The organism is Alsobacter ponti (genome assembly GCF_024294805.1).
Taxonomy (GTDB): Bacteria; Pseudomonadota; Alphaproteobacteria; order Rhizobiales; family Beijerinckiaceae; genus Alsobacter; species Alsobacter ponti.
On record NZ_JANCLU010000008.1, the window covers coordinates 87,691 to 101,346 of the forward strand.

14 protein-coding genes are annotated in these 13,656 nt (G+C 69.2%); 4 read left to right on the forward strand and 10 right to left on the reverse strand.

Going from position 1 to position 13,656, the window contains the following annotated elements; all coding sequences use genetic code 11:
* Positions 1-21 precede the first annotated feature (21 nt).
* The gene (hisB, locus tag NK718_RS10120; protein WP_254741304.1) at positions 22-609 is read right to left on the reverse strand and encodes an imidazoleglycerol-phosphate dehydratase HisB; all 588 of its coding nucleotides are present in this window, start codon (positions 607-609) and stop codon (positions 22-24) included.
* Positions 610-784: 175 nt separating this feature from the next.
* On the opposite strand from hisB, the gene hslV reads away from it, so the two are divergent.
* From hslV to NK718_RS10135, 3 genes are all read left to right on the forward strand, one after another.
* Complete coding sequence (gene hslV / locus NK718_RS10125) at positions 785-1,339, forward strand: ATP-dependent protease subunit HslV (protein ID WP_254741307.1); 555 nt, start codon at positions 785-787, stop codon at positions 1,337-1,339.
* A 26-nt stretch (positions 1,340-1,365) separates the two neighbouring features.
* Entirely contained in the window at positions 1,366-2,673 is a 1,308-nt protein-coding gene (gene hslU, locus NK718_RS10130; protein ID WP_254741310.1) for an ATP-dependent protease ATPase subunit HslU, read from the forward strand.
* 132 nt (positions 2,674-2,805) lie between these two features.
* Positions 2,806-3,804 (forward strand): complex I NDUFA9 subunit family protein, encoded by a 999-nt coding sequence (locus NK718_RS10135; protein ID WP_254741313.1) that lies wholly within the window; start codon positions 2,806-2,808, stop codon positions 3,802-3,804.
* A 31-nt stretch (positions 3,805-3,835) separates the two neighbouring features.
* Here the strand turns inward: NK718_RS10135 and NK718_RS10140 are convergent, their stop codons facing one another.
* From NK718_RS10140 to NK718_RS10155, 4 genes are all read right to left on the reverse strand, one after another.
* On the reverse strand, positions 3,836-4,543 hold the full coding sequence (locus tag NK718_RS10140; protein ID WP_254741316.1) for a sulfate transporter family protein: 708 nt from the start codon (positions 4,541-4,543) through the stop codon (positions 3,836-3,838).
* Positions 4,544-4,572: 29 nt separating this feature from the next.
* Positions 4,573-5,058, reverse strand: coding sequence for an MmcB family DNA repair protein (locus tag NK718_RS10145; RefSeq protein WP_254741318.1), 486 nt, complete (start codon positions 5,056-5,058; stop codon positions 4,573-4,575).
* Between the two features lie 31 nt (positions 5,059-5,089).
* On the reverse strand, positions 5,090-6,757 hold the full coding sequence (locus NK718_RS10150) for a GMC family oxidoreductase (protein ID WP_254741320.1): 1,668 nt from the start codon (positions 6,755-6,757) through the stop codon (positions 5,090-5,092).
* A gap of 69 nt (positions 6,758-6,826) precedes the next feature.
* Positions 6,827-7,177 carry a RidA family protein gene (locus NK718_RS10155; RefSeq protein ID WP_254741322.1) on the reverse strand — a complete coding sequence of 117 codons (351 nt, stop codon included), beginning with the start codon at positions 7,175-7,177 and terminating at the stop codon, positions 6,827-6,829.
* A 257-nt stretch (positions 7,178-7,434) separates the two neighbouring features.
* On the opposite strand from NK718_RS10155, the gene NK718_RS10160 reads away from it, so the two are divergent.
* A complete protein-coding gene (locus NK718_RS10160; protein WP_254741324.1) occupies positions 7,435-8,034 on the forward strand; it encodes an NYN domain-containing protein in 600 nt (199 codons plus the stop codon).
* Between the two features lie 26 nt (positions 8,035-8,060).
* On the opposite strand, the gene NK718_RS10165 is transcribed toward NK718_RS10160, so the two are convergent.
* The 5 genes from NK718_RS10165 to NK718_RS10185 form a co-directional block, all read right to left on the reverse strand.
* Positions 8,061-9,020 carry a dipeptide ABC transporter ATP-binding protein gene (locus tag NK718_RS10165; RefSeq protein WP_254741326.1) on the reverse strand — a complete coding sequence of 320 codons (960 nt, stop codon included), beginning with the start codon at positions 9,018-9,020 and terminating at the stop codon, positions 8,061-8,063.
* Positions 9,017-10,006 (reverse strand): ABC transporter ATP-binding protein, encoded by a 990-nt coding sequence (locus NK718_RS10170; protein WP_254741329.1) that lies wholly within the window; start codon positions 10,004-10,006, stop codon positions 9,017-9,019. Before NK718_RS10170 ends, NK718_RS10165 begins: the two co-directional genes overlap by 4 nt.
* A gap of 4 nt (positions 10,007-10,010) precedes the next feature.
* A complete protein-coding gene (locus NK718_RS10175; protein WP_254741332.1) occupies positions 10,011-10,922 on the reverse strand; it encodes an ABC transporter permease subunit in 912 nt (303 codons plus the stop codon).
* Complete coding sequence (locus NK718_RS10180; protein WP_254741335.1) at positions 10,912-11,925, reverse strand: ABC transporter permease subunit; 1,014 nt, start codon at positions 11,923-11,925, stop codon at positions 10,912-10,914. The genes NK718_RS10175 and NK718_RS10180 overlap by 11 nt, the downstream gene beginning before the upstream one ends.
* Positions 11,926-12,035: 110 nt before the next feature.
* On the reverse strand, positions 12,036-13,634 hold the full coding sequence (locus NK718_RS10185; RefSeq protein ID WP_254741338.1) for an ABC transporter substrate-binding protein: 1,599 nt from the start codon (positions 13,632-13,634) through the stop codon (positions 12,036-12,038).
* Between the last annotated feature and the right edge of the window lie 22 nt (positions 13,635-13,656).

Genomic DNA, 13,656 nt, shown 5'->3' on the forward strand with positions numbered 1-13,656 from the left:
TCCCGCCGCGACAGGCGCGGCTCAGAGCGCGCCCTTGGTCGAGGGCACCCGTCCGGCCTCGCGCGGGTCGAGCGCGCAGGCGGCGCGCAAAGCCCGGGCCAGGCCCTTGAAGCAGCTCTCGGCGATGTGATGGCTGTTTTCGCCGTACAGCGTCTCGACGTGCAGCGTCAGGCCGGCGTTCATGGCGAAGGCCTGAAACCACTCGCGCACCAGCTCGGTGTCGAACTCGCCGATCTTCTCGCTTGTGAACTGCGCGCGGAACACCAGGAAGGGCCGGCCGGAGATGTCGACGGCGACGCGGCTCAGCGTCTCGTCCATGGGCAGGTGGACGCAGGCGTAGCGGGCGATGCCCTTCTTGTCGCCGAGCGCCTTGCGCAGCGCTTCGCCCAGCGCGATGCCGATATCCTCGACGGAATGGTGCTGGTCGACGTGCAGGTCGCCCTCGCAACGGACCACGATATCGAACAGCGCATGGCGGGCCAGCAGCACGAGCATGTGGTCCAGGAACCCGACGCCCGTGCGGACGTCGGCCTCGCCGGACCCGTCGATGCCGATGCTGACCGAGACGTCCGTCTCGGCGGTCTTGCGCGAAACGCTCGCGGCGCGCATGGGGTGTCTCCGTCGACGGCCCGCAACGGCCGCCGGGGGCCTTCTAGCAACTCCCGTGCCCGCGCGCCACCGCTTCGCCCGCCGGACGGCCGGAATGCGCGCCCGCCGGGCCCCGGGTTTGGCGTTGCGGCGGATGTCACCTACATGAAGGACACCCTGGCAGCGGATACGGACCATGACAGCAGACGACGACAGGCGCTGGCGCGCCACCACCATCCTGATGGTGCGCAAGGGCGGCAAGGTGGTGATCGGCGGCGACGGACAGGTCAGCCTCGGGCAGACGGTGATGAAGTCCAACGCCCGCAAGGTGCGCCGGCTCGGCAAGGGCGAGGTCATCATCGGCTTCGCCGGGGCCACCGCCGACGCCTTCACCCTGTTCGAACGGCTGGAAGCCAAGCTCGAGCAATATCCCGGCCAGCTGATGCGGGCCTGCGTCGAACTGGCCAAGGACTGGCGCACCGACCGCTATTTGCGCCGGCTGGAGGCGATGATGCTGGTCGCCGACCGCAGCGTGGGCCTGGTGCTCTCCGGCAACGGCGACGTGCTGGAGCCGCAGGACGGCGTGATGGCCATCGGCTCCGGCGGCAACTACGCGCTGGCCGCCGCCCGCGCGCTGCTCGACACCGACATCGACGCCGAGACCATCGTGCGCCGCAGCCTCGGCATCGCCGCCGACATCTGCGTCTACACCAACGGCAACCTCACCATCGAATCGCTCGACGCCGCCTGAGCGCGCCGTCCCAGCCCGGTACCGCCATGATCACATTCTCCCCGCGCGAGATCGTTTCCGAACTCGACCGCTTCATCGTCGGCCAGCGGGACGCCAAGCGCGCCGTCGCCATCGCCCTGCGCAACCGCTGGCGCCGCCAGCAGCTCACCGGGCCGATGCGCGAGGAGGTGCTGCCGAAGAACATCCTGATGATCGGCCCCACCGGCTGCGGCAAGACGGAGATTTCCCGCCGGCTCGCCAGGCTGGCCGGCGCGCCCTTCCTGAAGATCGAGGCGACCAAGTTCACCGAGGTCGGCTATGTCGGCCGCGACGTCGAGCAGATCGTCCGCGACCTCGTCGAGATCGGCATCGGCATGGTGCGCGAGGCCCGCCGCAAGGACGTCGAGGCGCGCGCCCAGAAGGCGGCCGAGGAGCGCGTGCTCGACGCGCTGGTGGGCCCCGGCTCCAGCGCCGCGACGCGCGACGCCTTCCGCCGGAAGCTGCGCGCCAACGAGCTGGACGACAAGGAGATCGAGATCGAGCTGCAGCAGGGCGGCGGCGGCCTGCCGCTGTTCGAGCTGCCCAACATGCCCGGCGCGTCGGTGGGGGCGATCTCGATCGGCGATTTGTTCGGAAAGGGGCTCGGCGGCCGCACCAAGGCGCGCCGCACCACCGTGCGCGACGCCTACAAGCCGCTGGTCGCCGAGGAAAGCGACAAGCTGCTCGACCAGGAACAGATCGTCGACGAGGCGATCCGCCAGGTGGAGGAGAACGGCATCGTGTTCCTCGACGAGATCGACAAGATCTGCGCCCGCGAGGGCCGCGGCGGGGCCGACGTGTCGCGCGAGGGCGTGCAGCGCGACCTGCTGCCGCTGATCGAGGGCACCACGGTCAACACCAAGCACGGCGCGGTGAAGACCGACCACATCCTGTTCATCGCCTCCGGCGCGTTCCACGTCGCCAAGCCGTCCGACCTGCTGCCCGAGCTGCAGGGCCGCCTGCCGATCCGCGTCGAGCTGGCCTCGCTGAACGAGGCCGATTTCCGCCGCATCCTGACCGACACCGAGGCGAGCCTGGTGAAGCAGTACGTGGCGCTGATGCGCACGGAGGACGTGACGCTGGTGTTCACCGACGACGCCATCGACGCCGTCGCCCGCATCGCCGTGCAGGTCAACGCCTCCGTCGAGAACATCGGCGCGCGGCGGCTCCAGACGGTGATGGAGCGCATCCTGGACGAGATCTCGTTCACCGCGCCCGACCGAGGCGGCGAGACGGTGACGGTCGACGCCGCCTACGTGCAGCAGGCGGTGGGCGACCTCGCCGCCAACGCCGACCTCAGCCGCTTCGTGCTCTGAACGGCGCCGTTCGGCCGGGCGCAAAGCGTGGGCTTATCCGTAGGTCTAAGCGGCGCGGGGGGTGGGAAGCGCATTTCCTCACGCCGGAAAATGCTCTAAGAGCCTCGTCGAATGGCTTCAGGAGTCTGCGGAATGGACGTCGCATCCAACCAGCTCGTCACGGTGTTCGGCGGGTCCGGCTTCATCGGCCGGCATCTGGTGCGCGCGCTCGCCAACAAGGGCTACCGCATCCGCGTCGCGGTGCGCCGTCCCGATCTCGCGCTGTTCCTGCAGCCCATCGGCAATGTCGGCCAGATCCACCCTGTGCAGGCCAATCTGCGCTACCCCGACAGCGTCGCCCGCGCCATCGAGGGCGCCGACGCCGTGGTCAACCTGACCGGCATCCTCGTCGAGTCGGGCAAGCAGAGCTTCGAGGCGGTGCAGGAGAAGGGCGCGCTCGCCGTCGCCCAGGCCGTCGCCCGGGCCGGCATCACCCGCTTCGTCCAGATGTCGGCGATCGGCGCGGACGCGGACTCGCCGTCGGCCTACGCGCGCAGCAAGGCGGCCGGCGAGGCCGCCGCGCTGTCGGAAGTCCCGACGGCGGTGGTGGCGCGGCCCTCCGTGGTGTTCGGCCCCGAGGACGCCTTCTTCAACCGCTTCGCCACGCTGGCCCGCTTCTCCCCGGTGCTGCCGATGGTGGGCGACGGCTCGACGCGCTTCCAGCCGGTATTCGTCGGCGACGTGGCCCAGGCCATCACGCGCGCGGTGCAGGGCCGCGCCACGCCGGGCGCGACATACGAGCTGGGCGGGCCGGAGGTGAAGACCTTCCGCGAGGTGCTGGAGTTCGTGCTCGCCGTTACCGAGCGCCGCCGGCTGATCGTGCCGCTGCCGCTGGGCGTGGCGCGCGTGCAGGCCGCCGTCCTCGAGACGCTGAACGCCATCAGCTTCGGCGTGATGCCGCAGGCGCTGCTGCTGACGCGCGACCAGGTGACGCTGCTCCAGCGCGACAACGTCGTCTCGGACGAGGCCGTCGCGCAGGGCCGCACGCTGGCCGGGCTCGGCATCCAGGCGGAGACGATCGAGGCGGTCGTGCCGTCCTACCTCGAGCACTACCGCCGCATGGGCCAGTACGACACCGGCAAGTACGCCTGAACCGGCAAGGACGCCTGAGCCGCGCCGGCGCTCAGATATCCGGCGCCGCCTGCAGCGCGGGCGCGCCGGCCGCGAGGCGCTTGTGGACGTGGACCATGAGGATGGCGCCGAACAGCGGCGTCAGCAGGTTGAGAAACGGCACCACCACGACGCAGGCGATCAACGCGCCGGCCAGCGTCACCGTGCCGGGATGGCGGGCGCGCAGCGCCCTCACCTCCGCCAGCGGCCGGTAGCGCCCGGCGGCGAGCTCGAAATACTCCCGGCCGAGCAGGATCGCGTTGGCGGCGAAGAAGGCGAGCAGGCCGACGCCGGGCACGAACCAGATCAGCAGCGCCAGCAGGTTGACGCCGAGCGAGACCAGCGCGAAGCGCAGCCCCTCCCACGCGGCGGTCATCGGCGGCAGCGGCCGGCCGATCGGCTCGCCGGGGTAGTCCTGCCGTTCCACCGTCTCGGCCACCTCGTCGAGGAAGAAGCTGGCGACCAGCATCGACACGGGCGGAATGAGATAGATGAGCGCCACCACCAGCCCCAGGCCGGCGAAGAGGCCGGCATAGGTGGTCACCAACGGATGGTCCTGCGCCGTCGCGACGCCCGACAGCCACCACGCGAACAGGCGCGTCAGCGCCAGCCAGACCAGCGCCAGCAGCGCGACGGTGAGCCCGAGTGACTTCCACAGGACGCGCCGGAAGGCGGGCGACAGCGCCTCGGCGAAAGCCCGCAACCCCAGCGCGACGATCATACAGTCTCCTTTGACGTCTTGGGCCCGACTCAGAAACCGCCGGCGACCGCTTCCGGATCCGCGAGCGCGTGCAGGCGCTGGGCGCAGGCGTGGGCGAAGCGCAGCAGCAGCGCCTTGCGCGTCGCCGCCGGAAGGCGGTGCTCTCCGGGATGGCGGAGGATCTCCGCCCCATAGGCGTCGGCGAGGATCAGGCCCGCCTCGTCCGGCATGATGTCCGCCGGCACGTGCTGCGGGATGGCGAAGAACAGCCGGTCGCAATGGAGGCGGTAGTCCGGCCACTTGGCGTCGGCGCGGAAGTCCTCGACGCTCGACTTGACCTCGACGATCCACACCGCGCCGTCCGGCGCCAGGGCGACGATGTCGGCGCGCCGGCCCGAGGCGAGCGGCAGTTCCGTGACGGTGGCGAAGCCCAGCCCGCCGAGCAGGCGGCGCGTGCCGCGCGCCACGGCGAGCGCCGTCGGGGACTGCCGCCCGTCCGGCGGCAAGACGAGGGAAGCGTCGAGGGCTGCGGACACGGAAGCCTCCTGCTGCTGCGGCGACGCGGGGTCAGGCCGCGCTCGACACCGCGACGGGCCGTCCCGCCGGGGCGGCCCTGGCGTCCTCCAGGATCATCGCCGCGCCCTTCTCGGCGATCATCATGGTCGGGGAATTGGTATTACCGGAGGTGATTCGCGGCATCACCGAGGCGTCGGCGACGCGCAGGCCCTCGACGCCGCGCACGCGCAGCCTTGCGTCGACCACCGCCGCCGGATCGTCGTCGCGTCCCATCCGCGCCGTGCCGACCGGATGGAAGATCGTGGAGGCGACCTCGCCCGCCGCCCGCGCGAGATCCTCGTCGGACGTCAGGTGCGCGCCGGGCCGGAACTCCTGCGGGTGAAAGCGCGCCAGCGCCGGCGCGGCCACGATGCGGCGCACCAGCTTGAGGGCGTCGGAGGCGACGCGCCGGTCCTCCGGCTCCGCCAGGTAGTTCGGCGCGATGGAGGGCGCGTCCCCGGCGCGCGGGCTCGACGCGTGGACGGCGCCGCGGCTCGCCGGCCGCAGGTTGCAGACGCTGGCGGTAATGGCGGGGAAGTCGTGCAGCGGGTCGCCGAACTTGTCCAGCGACAGCGGCTGGATGTGGAATTGCAGGTTTGGCGTCGCGTAGTCGGGCGAGGAGCGCGTGAACAGCCCGAGCTGCGAGGGCGCCATGGTGAGCGGGCCGGTGCGGAACAGGGCGTATTCCAGCCCCATGCCGGCGCGCTTGAGATAGCTGCGGTAGTCGACGTTGAGCGTGCGCACGCCGTCGACCTTGAAGATCGGCCGGATCTGCAGGTGATCCTGCAGGTTCTCGCCGACGCCCGGCAGGTGCGCCGCCGTCTCGACGCCGAGGCTCTGGAGCCGCGCGCCGTCGCCGATGCCGGAGAGTTCCATGAGGTGCGGCGAGCCGATCGCGCCGGCCGCCAGCACGACCTCGCGCCGCGCCCGCGCGATGCGCTCAGCTCCGCCCTGCCGGTAGGCGACGCCGACGGCGCGGCAGCCCTCGATCAGCACGCGCTCGGCGAGCACGCCGGTCTCCAGCCGCAGGTTCGGCCGGCCGAGCGCCGGCTTCAGGAAGCCGCGCGCCGCGCTCCAGCGCCGGCCGCGCTTCTGGTTGACCTGGAAATAGGACGAGCCCTCGTTGTCGCCGGTGTTGAAGTCGTCGACCTTGGGGATGCCGACCTGCTCGGCGGCGTCGCGGAAGGCGTCGAGCACGTCCCAGCGCACGCGCGGATACTCGACCCGCCATTCCCCGCCGGAACGGTGGAAAGCGTTGGGCGGCAACACGTGGTCCTCGTGGCGCAGGAAGAACGGCAGCACGTCCTCCCAGCCCCAGCCCTCCAGCCCCATCTGCCGCCAGCCGTCGTAGTCGGCGGCCTGGCCGCGCATGTAGATCATGGCGTTGATGGCGGAGCTGCCGCCGATCACCTTGCCGCGCGGATAGGCGATGGCGCGCCCGCCCAGCCCGGGCTCGGGCTGGGTCTTGAACATCCAGTCGGCGCGCGGATTGCCGATGGCGAACAGGTAGCCGACCGGGATGTGGAACCAGATCCAGCCGTCGCGCCCGCCGGCCTCGAGCAGCAGCACCCGGTTGGCCGGGTCCGCCGAGAGCCGGTTGGCCAGCACGCAGCCGGCCGAGCCCGCCCCCACGACGATGTAGTCGTACTCGTCCGCCGCGCTCGACACACTGGCCGCCATGGTCCACGTCCCTCGATTCGCACTCTACCGCACCGCCGCCGTCCCGGGGATACGGCGGCGTCCCCGCCCTCAGCGCGCGGCGATCATCACGATCTCGACCGTGTAGTCGGGCGCGGCGAGCTTCGCCTCGACGGTGGCGCGGGCCGGCGTGTTGCCCTTCGACACCCACTGGTCCCACACGGCGTTCATTTCCGCGAAGGTCTTGATGTCGGCGAGATAGATGGTGGCCGAGAGGATCTTCGTCTTGTCCGTGCCGGCCTGCGCGAGCGTCTCGTCGATCTGCGCCAGGATGTCGCGCGTCTGCTCGGTGACGCTCTTGCCCTTCGCCGCGTCGGCGACGTGGCCAGCCAGGTACACCGTGTCGCCGTGAATCACGGCGTCGCTCATGCGCGGGCCGCAGCCGATACGTTCAATGGTCATTCGCCTGTCTCCTTGAAAGCCGATGCCGGGGCTTACCAGCGCGAATGCGGCGTGTCACGGCGGGACGGATAGGTTTGCGAATTGATCCGGCGCCTTCGGCGTTCGCGAGAGTCTCCCTCTCACAACGCGCTTGCAAAAACGCCGATTTTCACATAACCTTTCTTTCATTAGCCCCCCGTCGGACTTGGCCGCTTGCGGTCCCCGGCGGGGTTTTTTGTTTTTCGATGTTGATTGCGATGCAAGGTCCATTGAACGCCATGGCGTTCTTCGACGTGCAGAATCTGTTCAGGCATGCGAAGGACGCTTTCGGTCACCACCATCCGAATTTCGACCCTCTGAAACTGCATGCGCGAGTGTGCGAGTTGAAAGGGTGGCGGCCGACATTGGTTCGGTATTACACGGGCATTCCGTCCGCCGTGGAAGATCCGAAGTGGCACGGATACTGGAGCAATCGCATTCTTGCGCTCAAGCGCGCCGGCGTTCACGTCACGACGCGGCCGCTCCGCTACAGACATCTGCCGCCGTCGAAAGCCGGCGATACTCCTCAAAATATTAAAATCGCTCAGGAAAAAGGGATCGATCTGCGGCTTGCGCTCGATCTCGTAGCCCTCGCGCGGAAGCGAAATTTCGACGTGGCAGTGATCTATAGCCAAGATCAGGACCTTGCCGAGGTCGTCGAGGAGATTCTCGAGATCGGGAAGGAACAGGAACGGCGGATCGTCCTCGCCTCCGCCTTTCCCGCCGGGCCTCGAGCAACCTCGGGGCGCGGGATTGATCGGACCGAGTGGATCAAGATCACCCAGAACGAATACGACGCCTGCCTCGATCCGCGCGATTTTCGACCGAGGGGAGCGTAGCTCGGCCGACCGCTTTCCAAACGGTTCTACCCCTCCACCGCCCAGCACGCGACCAGGCGGCCGTGCTTCGTCTCGAGCGGCGGGTTCTGCACGCAGCGGGCGTGAGCGAGCGGGCAGCGCGGGTTGAACGGGCAGCCCTTGGGCGGATCGAACGGCGAGGGCAGCTCGCCCTGCAGCACGATGCGCTCCTTCTTGGCCAGCGGGTCGGCCACCGGCGTCGCCGACAGCAGGGCCCGCGTGTAGGGGTGCTGCGGCGCGGAGAAGATCGCGTCGCGCGAGCCCACCTCCACGGCGTGGCCGAGATAGATGACCATCACCGTGTCGGCGATGTGCCGCACCACCGACAGATCGTGCGAGATGAACAAATAGGCGAGGCCGAATTCCTGCTGCAGCTCGGCGAGCAGGTTCAGCACCTGGGCGCGGATCGACACGTCGAGCGCCGACACCGGCTCGTCGAGGACGAGGATCTTGGGCCGCAGCATCAGCGCGCGGGCGATGGCGATGCGCTGGCGCTGGCCGCCCGAGAACATATGCGGGTAGCGGTCGACATATTCGGGCCGCAGGCCGACGCGGGCCATCATGTCGCGCGCCGCCCTGGCGCGCTCGGCCGCCGGCATGTCCGTGTTGACCAGCAGCGGCTCCTCGAGCGCCGCGCCGATGGTCTGGCGCGGATTGAGCGAGCCGTAGGGGTTCTGGAACACGATCTGCACGTGGCGGCGCAGGTCGCGGCGGTCCTTCGCCGTCGCGGTGGCGAGGTCGACGCCGTTGATGCGCAGCGTGCCGCGCGACGGCTCCTCGATCATGGTGACGAGACGCGCCAGCGTCGACTTGCCGGAGCCGGATTCGCCGACCACGGCGAGCGTCTTGCCGGTCTCGAGGTCGAACGAGACGCCGGCGAGCGCCTTGACGGTGGCGGGCGGTGAGAACATGCCGCGCTTCGCCGAGTACTCCCGCGCGAGGTCGCGGCCTTCGAGGACGACGCTCATGCCGCGCGCTCCCGGTTGGTGGGCTGGCCCTGGACCAGCGCGTAGTGGCAGAGCGCCCGCCCGAGCTGGGGCGAGGCGTGGGGCGGGCGGGTGGTCCGGCACAATTCGGTGGCGAAGGCGCAGCGCGGCGAGAACAGGCAGCCCGCCGGCCGGTCGAACTGGCCGGGCACGACGCCCGGAATCGAGGGCAGCACGCGGCCGGTGGCGCGCTCGGGCAGCGCCGCCAGCAGAGCGTGCGTGTAGGGATGGTGCGGATCGGCGAACAGCGGCAGCGTGGCGTTCGTCTCCACCTGCTGGCCGGCGTATTGCACGATGACGCGGTGGGCCGTCTCGGCCACAACGCCCATGTCGTGGGTGATCAGCACCAGGCCCATGCCGGTCTCCTGCCGCAGCCGCAGCAGCAGGTCGAGGATCTGCGCCTGGATGGTGACGTCGAGCGCGGTGGTCGGCTCGTCGGCGATCAGCAGCTTGGGCCGGCAGGCGATCGCCATGGCGATCATCACGCGCTGGCTCATGCCGCCGGAGAGCTGGTGCGGGAACGCCGACAGGCGGCGCTGCGGATCGGTGATGCCGACCTCCTCCAGCAGCTCCACGGCGCGCCGGCGTCGCGCGGCGCGGTCGAGCTGCAGATGCGCCTTCAGCGTCTCGCCGATCTGGTAGCCGACCGTGAAGCACGGGTTCAGCGACGTCATCGGCTCCTGGAAGATCATGGAGATGTCGCGGCCGATGATCGAGCGCCGCTCGCGCGACGACAGGGTCAGCATGTCGCGCCCGTCGAAGCGCATCACGTCGGCGGTGACGGTCGCCGTCCACGGCAGCAGGCCCATCAGCGCCAGCATGGCCACCGACTTGCCGGAGCCGGACTCGCCGACGATGGCGACGACCTCGTTCTGGTCCACCGTCAGGTCGACGCCGTCGACCGCCTTGAACGCCCCGTTGCGGGTGGCGAAGGAGACGGAGAGGTTGCGGATTTCGAGGAGGCTCACGCTCTCAGCTCCTCTTCAGCTTGGGATCGAGCGCGTCGCGCAGCCCGTCGCCCATCAGGTTGATCGAGATGACGGTGACGAGGATGGCGAGGCCCGGCAGGGTGACGATCCACGGGTTGGAGCGGATGAACTCGCGGCTGTCGGCGAGCATCGAGCCCCATTCGGGCGTCGGCGGCTGCGCGCCGAGGCCGAGGAACCCCAGCGCCGCCGCCTCCAGGATCGCCTCCGACACGCCCAGCGCCGCCTGCACGATGAGCGGGGCGAGGCAGTTGGGCAGCACGGTTGAGGCCATCAGGCGCAGGCGGCCGACGCCGGCGACGCGCGCCGCCGTGACGTAGTCCTTGCCGATCTCGCCCATCGCCGAGGCGCGCACCAGCCGCACGTAGCGCGGCAGGAACACGATGGTGACCGCGACGATGGTGTTGGCGAGGCTGGGCCCCAGCACCGACACGATCAGGATGGCGAGCACCAGGCCCGGCACCGAGATGATGAGGTCCATCACGCGCATGATGGCGACATCGGTGATGCCGCCGGCGAAGGCGGCCACGAGGCCGAGCGCGACGCCCACCGCCACCGACACCACCATCACGGCGAGGCCGATGAACAGCGACACGCGCGCCCCGTAGACGAGGCGGGAGAGCATGTCGCGGCCGAGGGCGTCGGTGCCGAGCACGTAGCGCCAGTCGCCGCCCTCCGACCATGCCGGCGGAAGCTTGCTGAACTCGCGGAACTGCTCGGTCGGCGAATAGGGCGCGACGAGCGGCGCGAACACCGCCAGCAGCACGATGAGCAGCAGCACCAGCATGCCGATCACCGCGCCGCGGTTCTCGGAGAAGGACGCCCAGAAGGCGCGCAGCGGACCCGCCGGGGCGGGGATGGCCGGCGCGGTGTCCACGACGGAAATGTCAGCGGCCATGGCGAATCCGCGGGTTGATGGTGCCGTAGAGGATGTCGACGGTGAGGTTCACGATGATGACCACCGAGGAGATCAGCAGGATGCCGCCCTGCAGGGCGGGATAGTCGCGCCGGCCGATCGACTCGATCAGCCACTTGCCCACCCCGGGCCAGGAGAAGATCGTCTCCGTCAGGACCGCGCCCGCCATCAGCGAGCCCACTTGCAGGCCTATGATCGTCACTACCGGGATCAGCGCGTTGCGCAGCGCGTGGACGCCGATGACGCGGAACGTGCTCAGCCCCTTGGCGCGCGCCGTGCGGACATAGTCCTCGCTCAGCACCTCCAGCATGGACGAGCGCGTCATGCGCGCCAGCGTCGCCAGCGGCACGGTGCCGAGCACGATGGCGGGCAGCACCAGATGGTGCAGCGCCGACCAGAACGCGCCGGGCTGGTCGGAGAGCAGCGAGTCGATCAGCATGAAGCCGGTGACAGGCTCGAAATAGAAGCGGATGAGGTCGATGCGGCCCGACACCGGTGTCAGGCCCCAGCGCTCGGCCACGAGCATGATGAGCAGCAGGCCCCACCAGAAGATCGGCATGGAGAAGCCGGTCAGCGAAATGCCCATGAGGGTCTGGTCGAATATGCTGCCCCGCTTCAGCGCCGCAATCACGCCGGCGGGAATGCCGATGCCGATGGCGAACAGCATGGCGAAGAACGACAGTTCCAGCGTCGCCGGGAAGAGCTGGAAGAATTCGGTCAGCACGCGCTCGTTGGTGACGATCGAGGTGCCGAAATCGCCGTGCAGGAGCTGCCAGACATAGTCCAGGAATTGCTTCCAGACCGGCTGGTCGAGCCCCAGCTCGTGGCGGAACTGCGCCAGCCGCTCGGGCGAGATGCCGCGCTCGCCGGTGCGGACCTCGACGGGGTCGCCCGGCACGAGCCGGATCGCCACGAAGGTCACGAACATCAGCGCGAAGAAGGTGGGAATGGTGAGCGCGGCGCGCTTCAGCAGGAACTTGAACATGTTTGGGAGGCACCGTCATGAAGGCGGCACGGACCCGCGGCGCGGGCCCTTGAAACAAGGGAGGGGCGGCGTTGCGCCGCCCCTCCCGAAAGGTCAGGCCGAGACGCCCGTCACTGGACGTCGACGCCGTTGAACTTGTGGCCGCCGAGCGGGCTCTGCTTGTAGCCCGTCACGCCCTTGCGCATCACCTCGTAGACGATGGAGTGCGCGATCTTCATGTCGGGCGCTTCGTCGTGCTCGATAACCTGCATTTCCTCGTAGAGCTTGGCGCGCGCCGCCGGGTCGGCCAGGGTCTTGGCCTTGTTGAGGCGGTCGTCATACTCCTTGTTGCACCACTTGGACAGGTTCTGGCCGCCCGGACGGGCCGCCGCGCAGCCGCGCAGGAAGAAGAAGTTGTCCGGGTCGCCGTTGTCGCCGGTCCAGCCGAGTTGCACGGTCATCGCCTCGCCCTGCTGGGCGCGCTTGCGGTACTCGCCCCACTCGTAGGTCACCAGCTTGGCGTTGATGCCGAGCTTGGCGAGGTCCGCCTGCATCATCTCGGCGATGCGCTTGGCGTTGGGGTTGTAGGGCCGCTGCACGGGCATGTACCAGAGGTCGATGTCGAGCGGCGTGGTGACGCCCGCTTCCTTCAGCATCGCCTTGGCCTTCTCCGGGTCGTAGGGATAGTCCTGGACCTTGTCGTTGTAGCCCCACAGCGTCGGCGGGATGAGGTTCTTGGCCGCCTGGCCGGCGCCCAGGTACACGTCCTTGACGATGGCGGCCTTGTCGATGCCCATGTTCAGGGCCTGGCGGACGCGCTTGTCGTCGAAGGGCTTCTTCTGCGTGTTGAACGCCCAGTAGGCGATGTTGAGGCCCGGCTGGTTGATGACCTGGAGCTGCGGGTCCTTCTGCATCTCGGCGAGGTCAGCCGGACGCGGATAGGGCACGAAGTGGCACTCGCCGCTCTTCAGCTTGGAGTAGCGTGCCGTCGGGTCGGGCGTGATGGCGTAGACGAGGTCGTCGATCTTCGGCTTCTCGCCCCAGAACTCCTTGTTCGCCTTGTAGCGGATCACCGCGTCCTTCTGGTAGGCGACGAAGGAGAACGGCCCGGTGCCGACCGGGATCTGGTCGAACTGCTCGGGCTTGCCGGCCTTGAGGAGCTGCTCGGCGAACTCGGCCGACTGGATGGTCGCGAAGTCCATGGCCAGGTTGGCGAGCATCGGCGCGTTCGGCTCCGCCAGCGTCATCACGACGGTGTAGTCGTCCTTCTTCTCGATGCTCTTGAGGAGCTTCGGCATGTCCATGTCGTTGAAGTAGTCATACTTCCCGCCGGACACCTTGTAGTAGGGGTGGTCGGTCTTCCACTGCCGGTTGAACGAGAACAGCACGTCGTCGGCGTTGAAGTCGCGCGTCGGCTTGAAGCCGGTGACGGTGTGCCACTTCACGCCCTTGCGCAGCTTGAACGTGATGGTCAGGCCGTCGGGGCTCACCGTCCAGCTTTCCGCCAGGCCCGGGATGACCTTGGTCGTGCCGCGCTCGAACTCGACGAGCTGGTTGTAGACCGGGCGCGCGGCGTCGAAGCTGGTGCCGGTGGTGTTCAGGGCGGGGGTGAAGTTCTCGGGGCTCCCCTCGGAGCAGTAGACCAGCGTCTTGGCGGACAGGCCTGTGGAGGCCATCAGCACGGCGGACAGGGCGAGTGCCGCCAGGCCGCTACGTTGCGCCGTTTTCATTGCGTATTCCCCTCGATGTTTC

Coding starts and splice junctions, on each gene's coding strand:
- NK718_RS10150 (WP_254741320.1), bottom strand. CDS start 6,757: ATGGCGGCCAGTGTGTCGAGCGCGGCGGACGAGTACGACTACATCGTC.
- NK718_RS10140 (WP_254741316.1), bottom strand. CDS start 4,543: ATGATCGTCGCGCTGGGGTTGCGGGCTTTCGCCGAGGCGCTGTCGCCC.
- NK718_RS10135 (WP_254741313.1), top strand. CDS start 2,806: ATGGACGTCGCATCCAACCAGCTCGTCACGGTGTTCGGCGGGTCCGGC.
- NK718_RS10160 (WP_254741324.1), top strand. CDS start 7,435: ATGGCGTTCTTCGACGTGCAGAATCTGTTCAGGCATGCGAAGGACGCT.
- hslU (WP_254741310.1), top strand. CDS start 1,366: ATGATCACATTCTCCCCGCGCGAGATCGTTTCCGAACTCGACCGCTTC.
- NK718_RS10165 (WP_254741326.1), bottom strand. CDS start 9,020: ATGAGCGTCGTCCTCGAAGGCCGCGACCTCGCGCGGGAGTACTCGGCG.
- NK718_RS10155 (WP_254741322.1), bottom strand. CDS start 7,177: ATGACCATTGAACGTATCGGCTGCGGCCCGCGCATGAGCGACGCCGTG.
- hisB (WP_254741304.1), bottom strand. CDS start 609: ATGCGCGCCGCGAGCGTTTCGCGCAAGACCGCCGAGACGGACGTCTCG.
- NK718_RS10180 (WP_254741335.1), bottom strand. CDS start 11,925: ATGTTCAAGTTCCTGCTGAAGCGCGCCGCGCTCACCATTCCCACCTTC.
- NK718_RS10185 (WP_254741338.1), bottom strand. CDS start 13,634: ATGAAAACGGCGCAACGTAGCGGCCTGGCGGCACTCGCCCTGTCCGCC.
- hslV (WP_254741307.1), top strand. CDS start 785: ATGACAGCAGACGACGACAGGCGCTGGCGCGCCACCACCATCCTGATG.
- NK718_RS10175 (WP_254741332.1), bottom strand. CDS start 10,922: ATGGCCGCTGACATTTCCGTCGTGGACACCGCGCCGGCCATCCCCGCC.